General features: G+C 55.7%; 9 protein-coding genes. 7 read left to right on the top strand and 2 right to left on the bottom strand.

Annotated features, from left to right (window positions below):
• The 6 genes from ABX962_RS12300 (at window position 1) to ABX962_RS12325 (ending at window position 10,127) form a co-directional block, all read left to right on the top strand.
• On the top strand, window positions 1-141 hold the full coding sequence (locus ABX962_RS12300; RefSeq protein ID WP_372719783.1) for a DUF1585 domain-containing protein: 141 nt from the start codon (window positions 1-3) through the stop codon (window positions 139-141).
• 11 nt (window positions 142-152) lie between these two features.
• Entirely contained in the window at window positions 153-1,523 is a 1,371-nt protein-coding gene (locus tag ABX962_RS12305) for a DUF1552 domain-containing protein (protein ID WP_372719768.1), read from the top strand.
• 442 nt (window positions 1,524-1,965) lie between these two features.
• Window positions 1,966-4,653: a PSD1 and planctomycete cytochrome C domain-containing protein gene (locus tag ABX962_RS12310; protein ID WP_372719770.1), complete on the top strand. Its 2,688-nt coding sequence runs from the start codon at window positions 1,966-1,968 to the stop codon at window positions 4,651-4,653.
• A gap of 24 nt (window positions 4,654-4,677) precedes the next feature.
• Window positions 4,678-6,039, top strand: coding sequence for a DUF1501 domain-containing protein (locus ABX962_RS12315; protein ID WP_372719772.1), 1,362 nt, complete (start codon window positions 4,678-4,680; stop codon window positions 6,037-6,039).
• 81 nt (window positions 6,040-6,120) lie between these two features.
• A complete protein-coding gene (locus ABX962_RS12320; RefSeq protein ID WP_372719774.1) occupies window positions 6,121-8,655 on the top strand; it encodes a DUF1592 domain-containing protein in 2,535 nt (844 codons plus the stop codon).
• 119 nt (window positions 8,656-8,774) lie between these two features.
• A complete protein-coding gene (locus ABX962_RS12325; protein ID WP_372719776.1) occupies window positions 8,775-10,127 on the top strand; it encodes a DUF1552 domain-containing protein in 1,353 nt (450 codons plus the stop codon).
• A gap of 33 nt (window positions 10,128-10,160) precedes the next feature.
• Here ABX962_RS12325 and ABX962_RS12330 read toward each other — a convergent pair whose 3' ends face one another.
• Both ABX962_RS12330 and ABX962_RS12335 read right to left on the bottom strand, forming a co-directional pair.
• A complete protein-coding gene (locus tag ABX962_RS12330; protein ID WP_372719777.1) occupies window positions 10,161-10,907 on the bottom strand; it encodes a hypothetical protein in 747 nt (248 codons plus the stop codon).
• Between the two features lie 124 nt (window positions 10,908-11,031).
• A complete protein-coding gene (locus ABX962_RS12335; protein WP_372719779.1) occupies window positions 11,032-13,695 on the bottom strand; it encodes a dockerin type I domain-containing protein in 2,664 nt (887 codons plus the stop codon).
• A gap of 294 nt (window positions 13,696-13,989) precedes the next feature.
• On the opposite strand from ABX962_RS12335, the gene ABX962_RS12340 reads away from it, so the two are divergent.
• The coding region (locus ABX962_RS12340) for a hypothetical protein (protein ID WP_372719781.1) at window positions 13,990-16,089 on the top strand (2,100 nt) is incomplete at its 3' end.

A 16,089-nucleotide genomic window follows, 5' to 3' on the forward strand; every position in this document is an offset into this window, starting at 1 on the left:
CTGCAGCTTTCCGACGAGGCAACGATTGCTCAAATGCGGTCAACGCTGGCGGAACAGGATTACCGTTTCAGCAGCATGATCGAAGTGATTGTGACGAGCCCGGCGTTTCTGAATAAACGAACCCAATTGGAACTCGAGTGAGGAAGACTAGCATGGATCGATCTCAACAAAAAACACCTGCCGCGGCCTCTTCGTCTGCGGCTTCCCACCGACTGTCTCGCCGCACGCTGCTGCGAGGAACCGGCGTCGCGATGGCGCTGCCGTGGTTGGAATCGATTCCGGTTTGGGGAAGCGAAACCGTAGCCGGCAACGATCCCACCGATTCACCCAAACGTTTTGCGGCGGTCTTTATGGGGTGCGGGATCAACAGCGACCATTGGTGGGCCAAGGGAAGTGGCGACCAGATGGAGTTGGGCAAGAGTTTGCAGCCGATGGAACCACTGAAGCATAAGATGAATTTCATCACCGGGCTGTTCAACGAAAATGCAACGGGCGTTGGCATTCACCCGGGGCAAACCGGGAACATCTTGTCGGGAGCATCGCTGCAAAAGGGATCCGAGCTGCGTGGCGACATCAGTATGGATCAAATGCTTGCGAACCATTTTCAAGAGCAGACGGCGGTTCCCAGTATGGTTTTGGGCTGCGAGCAACCGGTGACCGGTTATCACGAAACCAATTTTTCGATGGCTTACAGTTCGCACATCTCATGGCAGAACTCGACGTCCCCGGTGCCGATGGAGGTCTATCCATCGCTCGCCTTTGACGCGTTGTTTGACAACCACGGCAGCCGCCGCAACGAGAGCATCTTGGACCGCGTTCGCGAAGACGCCGTGTCGCTGAGTCACCGCGTCAGCTCGGCGGACAAGGCCAAGCTCGAGGAGTACTTGAGCAGCGTTCGTGAAGTCGAAAAGCGAGCCGCGTCGATGCGGGCGGCACGAGACAAGGCCGCATCGCGGGCCAAGGATCATGGCAAAACGATCGCGATGATGAAACGGCCCGACGATGGATTGCCCGAAGACATTCGCGAACACATGCGGTTGATGTGCGACATCGTCGCGCTCGGTTTCCAGACCGACAAATCTCGCGTCGCCACGCTGTTATTAAACCGTGACTTGTCGGGATTGTTCTATCCATTCCTCGATGTGCAAAGCACGCATCACTCGGCGTCTCACCGCGACAAGTCGGACGAATATGAACGGATCTCGCGGTACTACTGCAGCCAATACGCGTACTTGGCCAGCAAGTTGGATGCGATGCCTGAGGGGGACGGCACGGTGCTGGACCATTCATGTTTGCTGTTCATTTCAAGCATGTGGTCGGGAAATGCACACGATTCAAATAAGGTGCCGGTGTTGTTGACTGGCGGTTTATCGGGCGGACTGAAAACCGGCCGAGTGCTCGATTACCTTGACAAAGGGGATGAGCAGCGAAAGCTGTGCAGCATGTACCTTTCGATCATGGATCGCATGGACGTCAAGCTGGATCACTTTGGTGACGCGGAAAAACGGCTCGCCGATCTGTAATCCGAATCGTAGTGGACGAGGCAACGAGTCCCGCAAGAACCGTAGTGGACGAGGCAACGAGTCCCTCACCGAAGACTCAATCCCAAGGACTCGTTGCCTCGTCCACTACGACCCCAGCCAATCCCATGGACTCATTTCCTCGTCCACTACGAAGGTTCCCGGCGTCTGAACGAGGGATTGAGCATCCATTTGCCAAAATCTATTGACTTTTAGGCGAATTCCAGCGTGACTCGCCGGGGGGGACGCCTATAATCGTTGGGATTGAGACCGTTATGGCGGATCGATGATGGACGATCCAACCATGATTCAATTCGTTTGAATTCTTCCCGCCAACGCTGTGCTCCCCCCAAATCACTCTCGGTAAACCCAACAGCGAGTGCCGAGAGCCCACCCCGATCGCTGCCCAGGAGTTTTGCGAGTGCACTTCTCTGTTCGTGTCGCCATGACACTCGTGTTTTCGGTGGCGCTCAAGTCCGTTTCGGATGCCAGCGAGAGTGCGGTGTTTTTTCGTGGGCTGAATTTGAATGGCCCCGAGGTCGTCATCGATGGGCATGCTTGGGAAGGCCGCGAATCGAAAAACTACGTTTGCACCGACAAAGCGTTCGAACAACAAAACGTTCCGCTCGTGCCGTCGACCGATGCGGATCGAGCGAAGATGATTCGCAGCAGTCGCTGGAACGGAAATCGCATCGAACTTAAAAATCTTCCCGGCGGAACCTTCACCGTGTTCTTGTATGTGTGGGAGGACAACCGCGCCGAAACGTACGAGATTCGCGTCAATGGCAAGACGGTGTTTTCGCGGTTCAACAGCGGCAGCGCCGGCAAGTGGCAAAAGCTCGGGCCCTGGTACGTCGATGTCAGCAAGGGATCGATCGAGCTGACTAGCAAGGGAGGTGCAGCGAACTTTTCCGGTATCGAGCTGTGGCGTGGCAAGCATGACGGATCCAATGATCCGCCGATCACGGACGAGCAATTGGCGTTCTTCGAAAGTCGCATTCGCCCGCTGCTGGCCACGCATTGTTACGAGTGTCACAGCAGCGAAAGCGATGAACTGCAAGGCGGGTTGCTGGTCGATTCGCGGCCGACGATGCGTCGTGGCGGTGACACTGGACCTGCCGTTATCCCGGGCGATGTCGAACATAGTTTGTTGATCCAAGCGGTGCGGTACGACGATGCGATGGAGATGCCGCCAGATGAAAAGTTGTCGGACGCCGAGATCGCAGATTTAGAAAGCTGGGTCAAAATGGGGGCCCCCGATCCTCGCAGCGACGCCACTCGTTTTGTTCGCAAGAAGATCGATGTCAACAAGGCTCGTCAATTTTGGTCGTTGCGACCAATCGCGGATCCCATCCCGCCGGAACCCAAGGATGCGAGCTGGGGATACAACGAGATCGATCGTTTTGTCGCAGTCGGACTGGAACAGCATGGGCTGCATCCGATCGGCGACGCCGATAAACGAACGCTTCTCCGGCGAGCGACCTACGATTTGATCGGATTGCCTCCGTCGCCCGACGAGGTCGCTGCCTTTTTGGCGGACGAATCTTCAGACGCGTTTGCAAAGGTCGTCGATCGGTTGTTGCAATCGCCTCATTACGGCGAGCGATGGGGGCGACACTGGATGGACTTGGTTCGTTATGCCGACACCGCGGGCGATAACTCGGATTATCCGATTCCAGAAGCTTATCGGTATCGCAATTACATCATCGATTCGCTGAACGCCGATAAGCCATACGACCAATTTTTGCGAGAACAGATCGCTGGCGATTTGTTACCGGCGGCGACGGATGATCAGCGGAACGAGCAAACGATCGCGACGGGTTATTTGGCGATTTCGCGGCGATTCGGCTCGGTCGTCAAGGACTATCCACAACATTTGACGATCGAAGATTCGCTCGACAATATCGGTCGCACCGTGTTGGGGATGACGATCACCTGTGCTCGATGTCACGACCATAAATTTGATCCGATTTCTCAAGACGACTATTACGGACTGTATGGCATCTTAGCAAGCAGCCGATATCCCTTTCCCGGAATCGAGCTTGATTCCAAACCGCGAGACTTTGTGCCGCTGGTTGAAAAAGGCAAGCCGGGCAAGACGCTTGTCTATGCAATGGCCGAAGGCGATGTCGATGACGCCGCCGTTCATCTACGTGGCGAACCACAAAAGCCCGGCGACGTGATTCCTCGCCGCTTTCTCGAAGTGTTGGGCGGTCAGACGTTGTCCGCCGAAGAGACTCGGCACAGCGGCCGATTGTCATTGGCAACGTGGTTGACCGACGCGGATAATCCGCTCACCGCTCGCGTGATCGTCAATCGCATTTGGCATTATCACTTTGGCACGGGGCTTGTGAAAACGCCCAGCGACTTTGGTGTGCGTGGGTTGCCGCCGACGCATCCTGAGCTGCTCGATTGGTTAGCGTCTCGTTTTATCGCCGACGGTTGGTCGATCAAGCAGATGCATCGACGCATCATGCTCTCGCGGACTTATCAACTGAGTTCGCAAGGCGACCACCACGCGGCCGCAATCCAAGCCGATCCCAATAATGATTGGCATTGGCGGTTCAATCGCCAACGACTCGATGCGGAATCACTGCGTGACACGCTACTGCTGCTCAGTGGCGAATTCGATACGCAGATGCCACGCGAACCGCATCCGTTTCCGCCAAAGGACAAGTGGAAATACACCCAGCATCATCCATTTCGCGACGTTTACGATACCAACCGGCGAAGTGTGTATTTGATGATGGCCCGGCTCAATGCACGCCCCTTTTTCACAACCTTTGACGGTGCCGACCAAAACGCCAGCACGTCGGTTCGCGACAGCAGTGTGACGACGGTGCAGTCGTTGTATCTGTTGAATGATCCTTTCGTGCATGAGAACGCAGAGAAGTTGGTAGCTCGATTGCTGCAGCCGGACTTGGATCACGACGCCCGTTTGGTGTTGGCGTACGAATTAATCCTTGGACGGCCGCCCACCGCGGCCGAACGTAGCGACATCACCGAGTGGATGCGGTCGATGAATGAAGTGCTGAAGCAATCTGAAAATGACATAGCGGTTCGCGAGCGAGAGACATGGACGGCGTTTACGCGATCGCTGCTGCGAACGAATGAGTTTCTGTATGTTGATTGATCCAACCCACCGTTTGTTGACACGATGAATCTACCTCGCGTTACGCGTCGCAACTCGATCCGCTCGCTGATTGGCGGTTCAATCTTGTTCCCAGCCATCGTTTCCGAATTGATGGCGGCCGAGGAACCTACGTCGCTACCAAGCGGACCGTTGACGCCGAAGGCACCGCATTTTCCGGCCAAGGCCAAGCGGATCATTATGGTGTTTGCCACAGGCGGTGTCTCGCATATCGACACGTTTGATACAAAATCGTCGGGCAAAGGCCGTGACGGCAGCGGCAAAGACAAGTTGATGGGCAGCGTGTTTCCGTCGAGCGCGAACAAGCAGTGTGGAACCGTCGTCAGCGATCTGTTTCCGCATCTTCGCGATTCGATGCAAGACATTTGTTTGATTCGATCGATGAAGTCGGCGCACTTTGATCACACCGAAGCGGCGGTCGGGATGCACACCGGTTCGGCAACCTTCACGCGTCCGAGCATGGGATCGTGGCTCAGTTATGGCTTGGGCACCGTTAATCAAAACCTGCCCTCGTTCATCGTGATCGCGCCGCACCTGCCTTACGGCGGGACTCAGGTTTACGCCAGCGATTTTTTGCCCGCGTATCACCAGGGAACACGCGTGATTCCAGGCAAGGAGCCGATCGCGAACTTGATGCCTAATACCACCCAGCAAAAAATTCAGCAAATGGAGCTGGAGCTTGCCGATGTGCTGAACCGTCAACACCTTGCTGGACGCAGCGACGATTCCCAGCTCGCGGCTCGGATCAAGAGTTACGAAACGGCCTTTCACATGCAGACCGCTGGTCCGGATGCGTTTGATGTTCAGCAAGAAGACGACAAGACGCACGCCATGTACGGACTGAAGCGAGGGGACACGCAAAGCTTTGCGTGGCAATGCATCGTCGCTCGACGTTTGGCCGAACGCGGCGTGCGGTTTATCGAACTTGTCGATAGCGGTTCACGCCCCAATTGGGATTCGCACGGCGACATGAAAGAACATCAGCCGCTGGCCAAAGCGGCGGATCAACCACTCGCGGCACTGATCCGCGACTTGAAGCAACGTGGTATGTTGGATGAAACCTTGATCGTTTGGGCTACCGAATTTGGACGCACGCCTACGAAAGAAGGCAAGTTCGGACGCGGCCATCACGGAGATTGTTTTTCGATTTGGCTGGCGGGCGGAGGCGTCAAAGCCGGCATCGTTCACGGTGAAACGGATGACATCGGAAAATCGATCGTCCGCGGACAAGTCGATGTTCACGACTTGCATGCGACGATTTTGAATCAAATGGGAATCGACCACACACGTCTGACTTACCGGCATGCCGGACGCGATTTCCGGCTGACGGATGTTCATGGTCGCGTTGTCAAAGAAATCCTGGCGTAGCGAAAGTCGCCAAGACTTTTGGTGCACTTACCTCGCCAACCGAAATGCCTCGCGTCGAGGTCGCAATCATATATTGATCCAATGAAGAAACATTTTTTCACGCTCTTGCTGGTTTGCGTTGTCGCGATTGTTTCCGCATTACACGCCGACGGGGCGGAACCAAGCGATCACCAACGTTCGTTCTTGACTCGCTATTGTGTGCAGTGCCATGGGCCTAATCAGCAAGAAGGCGAGTTGCGACTCGATACGCTCTCGACCGATTTTTCGGATCCTCTGATTTCGTCGAAGTGGGCGGAGGTGCTCAATTCGATCAACGGGCACGAGATGCCGCCCGAAGACGAAAAGCAGCCCTCGACCGAAGCGGCGGCTGCGTTTGCGACATGGCTCGAATCCGCCCTCGCCCAAGCCGAGATCGCCGAACGAGCGACCTGCGTGGTGCTGCGGCGGATGAATCGCGCAGAGTACAACAACACGATCCGAGATCTGGTCGGCGTCGATTTCGATCCCGCCGAGGCCTTTCCCGAAGATCCTCCGGCTGGTGGTTTTGACAACATTGGCGAAGCGCTGACGATGTCGCCGTTGCAAATGGAACTCTACTATTCCGCTGCCCGAACGATCCTGGATCATGCGCTCGTCGAAGGCGAACCACCTGCGGCGATCAAGTGGCATTTTGAACCGGAGCAAAACGCGGAAGGGACCGATCGTTTGCGGGTGAAGCATGACGGCAACAACATCCTGCTGAACGATGGCAATAATACCACGGAGGGCAACTTTACGGTCGTGCATCATGACGCGTGGAACAAATCAATTGGATTTCGTGATTTCAAGGTACCGTCCGCTGGCGAATACATCATCCGCATCCGTGCCGCCGGCCGAGTCCCCTCGCGTGCCGAGGTGATTGCGTCGGCCAAGTCGATCTTGCAAACGCGTCGTGATGAAGCGATTGCAAAGAAGCCCGAATCCGAAAAACGTGAAACCGAACGAGTTGATCGAGATTTACAGCACTTTCAAACCGACCGCATGTATGACTATGGACCACCCCGTGTCAAAGTCGCAATCAATCTCGGCGGTACGCCGCAAGTGATCAGCGAGTTTGATGTTACGGCTCTGCCGTCGGATCCGGCGGTTTACGAAGTTCGTGCTCGTTTTACGACTGAGAAAGCCGGCGTGAAATTGAGCAATGTCTACAGCGTCCCACGCGTGTTAGAGAACTTTTGGATGCAGGATCGCGATGCGTTCGCTCGTCCTGAATTGCTTGTCGACTGGATCGAATTAGTGGGCCCGATGCATTCGCAATGGCCGCCGGAGAGCCATGCTCGCCTGCTGTTTAATTCGCCAAATAAAGACAAAGACGAAAACGCGTACGCACGCGAGGTGATCCGGCGGTTCATGATGCGAGCGTATCGTCGTCCATTGGATGATAAGGAACTGGATGCAAAGTTTGCACTCTATCGGAAGTATCGCGAGCAGAAGCCGACGTTTGTCGAGGCGATCAAGGTGCCGCTTGCCGCCGTGTTGGCGTCGCCTCACTTTTTGTATCTCGCCGAACCAGAAGCCGCGGGCGAGTCGCCACGACCGCTAACACAATACGAATTGGCGTCGCGGCTTTCGTATTTTCTGTGGTCATCGATGCCCGACAACGAATTGTTTCGGCTTGCCACTCGAGGTGAACTCGCCAAGCCCGATGTGCTCGAGACTCAAGTGGCTCGGATGATTGCCGACCCAAAGAGCGATGCGTTCGTCAAGAATTTTGCGGGGCAATGGCTCGGACTTCGCAGCGTCGGGGCGAACCCGCCGACGTCAACCTTGTATCCCAAATACGATCGTCATCTCGAAGTTTCGATGGTGCACGAAACGGAAGCCTTCTTTGCAGAGATTCTTCGTCATGACATCGATTCACGTTACTTGATCAAAAGCGACTTCGTCACGATCAACGAGCGACTTGCTAGGTTCTATGGCATAACGGGAGTGAAAGGCGATGCGTTTCGCCGTGTGCCGGTGCCGGCTGATTCGCATCGTGGCGGGTTGGTTACTCAAGCTTCGATCCACTGCATCACGTCCAACGGCACCCGCACGTCACCGGTAACGCGGGGCGTGTGGGTGATGAAAACGATGCTAGGTACGGACCCAGGTTTGCCGGTAGCCAACGTGGGCGAGATACCAACCCAGGTGCCTGGGATCGACAAGGCAACCGTCCGCGATCGATTGACCATTCACCGTGAAAACCCAGCATGTGCACGATGCCACAACAAGATCGATCCGCTCGGCTTTGCCCTTGAAAATTTTGATGCGTGTGGTGAATGGCGCGATCAGGAAGGTCACGGCTACAACGGGCGGATCGGCAATAACGATCCGCCGATTGATGCCAGTGCAAAAATGCCCGATGGCAGCGAATTCGTTGGCGTCGAGGGACTGCAATCGGAGTTGCTGAAAAATGAGGATCTGTTTCTCAGCGGATTGGCGTCCAAGTTAACGACATACGCACTGGGACGCGAGCTGGGGTTTTCCGACCGCGACGATGTTCGTGACTTCGTCGCCACGATGAAGCAGAATCAATACGCATTGCGATCACTGATTGTGGCGATCGTTCAATCGGAAACGTTTAAGACGAAGTAAGTTGGCTGTTGGTAGACTGATGATAGGTTGGAAACCTATCCCACATGACATGGCAGGTTGAAAACCTGCCCCACGTGACAGGATGGAAGCCTATCTCACTTTTGGCTGTTGGGAAATTGATGATGAATTCGATCGCTCGCAAACCACTTTCGCGCCGTGCCGTTTTACGCGGTTGTGGGGCTGCTATCGGCTTGCCGCTGTTGGAAGCAATGATGCCGCAAACCTTGCTCGCGGCACCGTCGACCTTCAAGCCGCTGGCAAAATCGAACGTCAAACCGACTCCGCGTACGATCTTTTGTTACGTGCCCAATGGGGTGAACATCCTAGATTGGATGCCTGCGAATAGCGGTGCTGATTACACGCTTTCGCCGACGCTTGCAGCCCTTTCGGATCATCGTGCCGATTTTTCGGTGATCAGCGGACTAGGACATCCCAACGCAACCGGCGGGCATAGTGGTGCGGACACCTGGTTGACCGGTGCCGATCTTCGCGCGGTCCCTGGCAAAGATTACTCGAACACGATCTCGGTCGATCAATTGATTGCGGAAAAGGTGGGGGCGGCAACGCGATTCCCTTCATTGCAACTTTCCGATGGCTCGGGGACTGGCAGTGCGCTGCATAGCCACACGCTTTCCTTTGATCGCAACGGCACGCCGCTGCCCGCCGAGAACAGTCCCAAGCGTTTGTTCGAGCGGCTGTTTGTCCCTGATGATGCATCATCGCGAGCTGCGACGCTGCGTCGGTACGCGGAAAAGCGAAGTATTCTGGATGACGTGGCGAGCGAAGCAAAGTTGCTCACGAAGAAACTAGGACACTCCGATCAAAAGAAACTCGATGAGTATCTGGCGTCGGTCCGCGAGACCGAACTTCGTGTACAACGCCAAGTGGATTGGATCGATGTTCCCAAACCGGAGGTGGATGATCGCGGACTGCAACTGAACAGCCAGCCAGGCAACTCGCATGACCGCACGATGTGGATCGATGTGATGCTCGAGATTAGCTATTTGGCGTTCATTACCGATACCACGCGAGTGATCTCGTTTGAGTGGTCGCGTGAGGCGGGCGGTCATGGTCCCGGTGGTGAAAACCATCACGAGCTATCGCATCACGGAGGCGACGCTGGGATGCTCAAAAAACTTGGCGTCATCGACCGTGGTTTTCTGGAGCGACTCGGCCGCTTCCTGACCTTTCTAAAGCAGACCGAAGAAGGCGGTCGCTCGATGCTGGATCACACCATGGTGGTCTACGGTTCGGGGATGAACAGCGGCGAGCGAGGTGAACATTCACCCAAGAATTTACCGCTGATCGTGGCAGGCGGCGGAGCGTGGGGGCTGAAACACGGTCAGCATCTTGCCCATGATCCCGATCGTCATCCGCCGCTTTCCAACGTGCTGGTTACCCTGGCGCAAAAGATGGGAGTCGAGACGGATCAATTCCAAGACGCCACCGGCACGCTAACCGGGCTGGCTTAAACCGTCGCCAACCCAGCGATCACCGCAATCTCGCTAGTGATGTCCGTGGTCGTGTTCGAACAGCGATTTGACACGTGCGATCACTTTCGGTTCACCATCAGTTCGGTACGCTCCCTCGCCGCCTTGTTTTCGGCCACAGGTGTATTTCAGCCACACGTTGGCGTGACCGAACAAGCCGCTGTAATCCATTCCCCAGGTGCCTTCGCCGTACCCATGGTCGGCATTGGTTTTGCGATCGCGGCCTCGGTGTAATAAACCTGGATGCAGATCGGGGACCTTTGAAAATGCGGCACCACCGCCAACGAACCACGCACTGTATTTTTTGTTGGGGCTGCACTTGGCCCACGGGGCGACGCAATGAGGATTGCCCGCTCGAGCGCAATCGTCCATCCGATAGCGTTTCGGGGGACAATCGCCGCGATTGATGTCGCCCGGTTGTTCGTGTTTGGGTTTGCGAGGATGGCCGGGATCAAGGCAAATGCCGTGGTGCGAAGTGTGGAACTCTTCGTGGCCGTGCTTGGCAGGATGCTCTGACGCATGCTCGTGCATGTAGGCATGATCCTGCACGATCTCGTAATCGTTGATTTCGCCGTGAGGCATTTCGTCGTCAGATACCTCGTAATAAGGCATCTCGTTGTCGACGATCTCACTTCCCTGGTAATACAACGCGTCGTCGTGGTAGCGGGGAGATTGGGCAACGCTGCCGGAAGTGGTCGCCAGACTCATCGCGACGCCAAGTGACACCGTGGCGATCGATCGAAGTCGATTCGAGATATTCATCGTCTATCCGTTTGGCAAGAAAACAAAACGCCTTGCCAAAAGGATCGGCACAATCGCACCACCTTGACGCGGGGAATCGAATCATCCATCACAGCTAGAACAACCGGCAAGGTTTATCGCGGTGCTAGCTAGCAAACGGGTTGCGATTGAATTTCTGGAATGGTAGCCGCACGCCACCGACAACGTATTGATCGACGCGGATCGAGGCGTTGGGATCAAATCCCTGTTGCCCGGCAAAGGTAACCACGTCATCTTGATCGACCCCGTCACCGCTGACGCCAAATCCGCCAACGAGCGTCGTTTGCGAGTTGCCGATGTAAAGCGGGGTGCTGCCGGGGAAGAAAACGATGCCGTTTTGGTTTGCTAGCGGTTGCACCTCATTGGTGCCAGCCACGACGACGGCGTCACCTGGGTCGCGGAAGTTGCGGCTTGGGTTGAAGGCATCAAACGCCAAGAAGCTGTTGGTGGCTGTGCTTCCGTAGACGTCAAAATCCAACGGTTGGTCGTTGACGATATTTTCGGCGGTGACCGGATTGATTCCCGCGGTTCGCAGAATGCTGTGCGGTGCAATTTGCTGGCATGCTCCTGGTTTCTGGTCACACAGATCCGCGGCCGAGTCGTTTTGCAAACCACCGGCCAGTGACGGATCGACATTGGAACCGGTCGGATAGCGAGGTTCGACAATGAAACGGAAGGTGCGGTTGGTCAGTGCGGTGCCCAGTGGCACGGTGTCACCCGAGGCGTTTTCCAGGGACTGGGTAATCGGTCCAAACACGTCGTCGCCGTTGAAGTCGATGCGGTCGACCGCTTGCAGTGCGTCGGCGTCGGCGTAGTAGGCGGTGTTGCGAGCCTTGGCGATTGAGACATCAATCGAAAAGACGGTCGCGTCGGGCATTCGGTACAGCCCCAGCAGTTCGCCGTTGGTATCAGCGACTGCCAGTACCATGCGTGTTTTCGCACCGGGGCGGAAGTTGTTGTCGATGTCGAGTCGAATTGCCGCCCGCGTGCGGTCGGCTTCGTTGACGCCGGTGAGGATAATCTGCTCGACTCGTTCGGCGGTCAATTCGGTATCGACGGCCGAATCATGCGGTGCCACCAACCAGCCTTCGGGGACCGATTGTCCGGCGAGCAAGGTGTCGCCGTCTCCGTTGACGACTTTGTTTTCACCCGAATCGCTGCCTCGAGCAAAGGAGCGTCCGACATTGATCAGACGATCGATACCAGGTTGGCGAAATGATTGATCGGGGTGCGGTCCATAGATTTCCAGCGTGATCCCGACGAGATCAATGCGGCCGGTGGGCAAGAAGAAATCGGGGAGCGATGGCAGCGCGTTATTGAATTCGCTCAAGTCGCGAACGAACGCCGAGGGACCGACCAGCCCGGTGCCGGCGGCGGCAATCAACGCTGTGAATTCGGCTTCGAGCACCTTCGATGCGTTGGTTCGCTCTTTCTCGGTTTGAGCCGAGCCACCTCGCTCGCTGGCGTGCTGAAACCCTTGTTCGTGTGTTGCATATCCGTCTTCACCAGGAAAGAAGACACCGATTCCGCCGACCAAGTTGAACGATTCGCTCAGCGGAACGTTGGGCGTTGAACCATTGGGATTGGTGACAGCTTTGTAAAGCGGAATTCCGCCGGGTAGAGTGGCGACGCCTCGTGATTGGCTGTCCAGGAACGTTTCGGTTGCGACGCCGTAGGACTCGGGCCATGTTTGGAAGAATGCGTCGGCGTTTCGCGGTACATATGCAGGATCGGCGTTGAATCGCGAACCGAGGGCAAAGTCGTCGCCTGCGATGGTGATTTCGGTTTGGTCGTCCTTCGTTTCAACAGTCGACTGGGTGATCCCGTCAGTACCAGCATGCAACTGGCTGTCGCGGCTTTGATGCTCAATCGCAAACAAGTCGACTTGCGGGGCAAAGTTCACCTCCGGCGGAAAGTGTCCGCCGACCCCGATCGGCGCGACAAAGCCGGGGCCACGATAGGCGGGATCATCGCTGACCGGCGACGATTCGACCTCGCGCTGGGTGACGGTCGATTGGCTAATGAAACGAACGGTGCGGCTAGTCAGCGGAGCGGCGTTGCTGCTAAAGAATGCTGCGGTGCGAGCTTTGGCCACGGCGCCATCGATTGCGAACGCCAGTTGTTCGGGATCGTTCATCAAATCGGCATTAACGCCGTCTTCGACTCGGACGCCGAGAATTCGGCCATTGCGATCGACCACCGCAATGATCGCATCGGTGCTGCTGGTGGCCATCGAAGCACGCTGCAGCAGCGTTTGGACATCACTCGCTTCGAGCAAATTTTGGTCACCGAGACTTTCGGCGGCATTGAGCGACGCGAAGAATTCGTCACTCGCGGATTGGAATACCCCATCGCTATCGACTTGGCTGGCTTTGGCGATATTCGCAAAATCGGCCGTCGGCAACTCGGCGAGCGCAGTCGATTCACCGATGCCCATGCGATTGAGATGATTGATCACGACAAGCGCATCGAGTGCGCTGACGTGGCCGTTGTTATCGACGTCGACCATCGAAGGGGGCGTCGCGGCTGCTTCGGTTTCAGCCTGAGTCATGGGTGCGGACGACTCGTCGACGCCTGCGAATCGCTGCAAGTAATTGACCACCACCAACGCATCGAGAGTGGACACATACCCATCTAGATTCACATCGGCCGGCAGCTGATCGTTGTGCAGCCCAAGCGCGTCCCCGCCGGCCATCAGATGGCGTTGCTCGAGCCGTTCGGCCACGAGACGCCGTTTTGCTTTTGCACGACCAAGGGAAGATGCAGTCATAGAATTCACAATTTCGCCGCAAAAAACGGGGGGGAGCAAACAGGATGCGAGGGGGCACTTTAAATTGGCTAGCAATTTCTACCTCCCCCCATCTTAGTTCGGTTGACGGCCAAGTCGAAGCAGATTGCGAATTTGCAGCACCGGCCTACCGGAATAATCCGTACGTTTTCACCAAACGATACAAAGCGAACCCCCACTTCCGGCCGATAACGTTAGCGAGCGAGTTGGGTGAAGGGGGGCAGCCACAGCCCATCCCCCCATCGGTGCAGACGCGAGGAAGCATACAGTACAAACATGATTGATCTTCGGGGAATCACAGTCGCATTCGCCTTGAACCTGGTTTGGGTTGGAGTGAGTTTGCGCGCCGAGGATGGTGTGGATTCCCCAAGTGAAAGCCGCGTGACGCTGAGAGAACTGCTTGGGGACGGTGGAAGAATAGCGTCGAAGCAAACGGCCGACGCTGGAAAACAGGCGGTTCCGGCGAACCAGCAAGCTTTGGCTTTGGCCGAAGTGCCCAGCGAGACCAATGAGTCCGATGAGTCGCGTTTGCAGCGTTCGTTTCGAGATCTGCTGAGCCAAACCGTCCGTCAAGCATCCGATTCGATCATCAAGGAAATCCGACCCGATGCGGACGCTAGTGACGTCGATCCGTTCCAGGATGATGAGGAACGGGATGCCGAGATCCGTCCTAAGGTGCTGCGTGATCCGCTCGAACCCGAAAATGAATTGCCGCGGATTAATCTGGACCTTCTCGATGATACCAATCCGCTGTATGTCGCGGCCCGCGATGCCCCGTACGGATTCACAGGCCCTAGCGGCGTGCTGCCGACCGAGCATCAAACGAGCAGTCACTTTATTCCGGTCGAGGATCGTTGGCGACTTGGGCAACCCGATGCCGACCGCTACGGCAAAGGGCACCCGCTTAACGATGATTACTTAGGTGTCGAAGGCGCTTTTTGGGATCCGTACAACCAAAACGTGCTCAAAGGTGATTATCCGATCATCGGTCAGCACACGTTTTTGAAGTTGCAAGGCAAGAGTTTGACGCTGCTCGAAGGCCGTCAATTGCCGACGCCGACGACCCCGTTCGAAGCGACTCGCAACCCAGGAGCGGTCGGGTTCTTTGGGGATCCCGATTCGTTTCTCGCCGCTCAATACACTTCCTTTGCGGTCGATCTGTTCCATGGCAACACGTCGTTCAAACCCAACGATTGGCGACTTCGACTGAATTTGGTTCACAACGTCAATCATTTGGTTGCGGACGAACTCGGCGTGGTCAGTCCTGATGTTCGCGAAGGAACGAGTCGCCATCGAGACGATTTCGCATTGGAAGAATGGTTCTTTGAATCCAAAATCTCGGACCTCAGCCCGTATTACGACTTTGCCTCGGTCCGTGTCGGCAGCCAGCCGTTTGTCAGCGATTTCCGCGGGTTTATCTTTGCGGATATCAATCGCGGCGTCCGTTTATTCGGAACGCGGCACAGCAATCGCGATCAATTCAATTTGATGTGGTTCGATCAAACTGAGAAAGAGACCAATAGTCTGTTGAACGTCATCGATGACGATCGCAACCAAAATACCTGGATCGCGAACTACTATCGCCAGGATTTTTTGTATCCCGGCAACACCGCAAGTGTTTCGTTTCACGCCAACCACGACCGGGCCTCGTTTGAGTTCGATAAGAACAATTTTCTCGTTCGTCCCGATCCGGTCGGTGTTTTCCAGCCGCATGATGTACGTTCGTACTATTTCGGCGTCGCAAACAATGGGCACATGGAGCGGATCAACGTCAGCAGCGCGTTTTATTACGTGTTCGGCCGCGATGATTTGAATCCAATCGCCGGTCGCGAAGTGGACATCAGTGCCTATATGGCTGCGATTGAATTGTCCTATGACCGCGACTGGGTTCGTTTCCGCACGTCGTATCTGTTCAACTCAGGCGACAGCGACACCAACGACGACAAAGCGACTGGATTTGACGCGATTTTTGCCAATCCCAACTTTGCCGGTAATGAATTCAGCTACTGGGGACGCCAAGGCATTCGGCTGTTCGGCGTCGAGCTGACCAATCGGCTGAGTCTGAATCCAAGCATGCGGCAAAGCAAATTCCAAGGGCAAACCAACTTCGTTAATCCCGGTTTGCACCTGTTTAACCTAGGTTTGGACGCTGACATTACCCCGCGGCTGAAAACCATCAACAACTGCAATTTTCTGTGGTTCGAAGATACCTCGACTCTGGAAACCTATCTCTTCACAGGAGAAGTCCACAAATTCATCGGCACCGATATTAGCACTGGCCTTGAATACCGTCCGCTGCTAAATAATAACATTCTGTTATTGGGTGGTCTCGCGACACTCATTGGCGGCAATGGATTGGAAGACCTATACCAGAAC

This window comes from Novipirellula sp. (genome assembly GCF_041583735.1).
In the GTDB taxonomy this organism is placed as follows: Bacteria; Planctomycetota; Planctomycetia; order Pirellulales; family Pirellulaceae; genus Novipirellula.

Excerpts from the sequence above, each read along its gene's own strand:
- ABX962_RS12335 (WP_372719779.1), bottom strand. The coding sequence starts at position 13,695 with ATGACTGCATCTTCCCTTGGTCGTGCAAAAGCAAAACGGCGTCTCGTG.
- ABX962_RS12330 (WP_372719777.1), bottom strand. The coding sequence starts at position 10,907 with ATGAATATCTCGAATCGACTTCGATCGATCGCCACGGTGTCACTTGGC.
- ABX962_RS12320 (WP_372719774.1), top strand. The coding sequence starts at position 6,121 with ATGAAGAAACATTTTTTCACGCTCTTGCTGGTTTGCGTTGTCGCGATT.
- ABX962_RS12325 (WP_372719776.1), top strand. The coding sequence starts at position 8,775 with ATGATGAATTCGATCGCTCGCAAACCACTTTCGCGCCGTGCCGTTTTA.
- ABX962_RS12315 (WP_372719772.1), top strand. The coding sequence starts at position 4,678 with ATGAATCTACCTCGCGTTACGCGTCGCAACTCGATCCGCTCGCTGATT.
- ABX962_RS12310 (WP_372719770.1), top strand. The coding sequence starts at position 1,966 with ATGACACTCGTGTTTTCGGTGGCGCTCAAGTCCGTTTCGGATGCCAGC.
- ABX962_RS12305 (WP_372719768.1), top strand. The coding sequence starts at position 153 with ATGGATCGATCTCAACAAAAAACACCTGCCGCGGCCTCTTCGTCTGCG.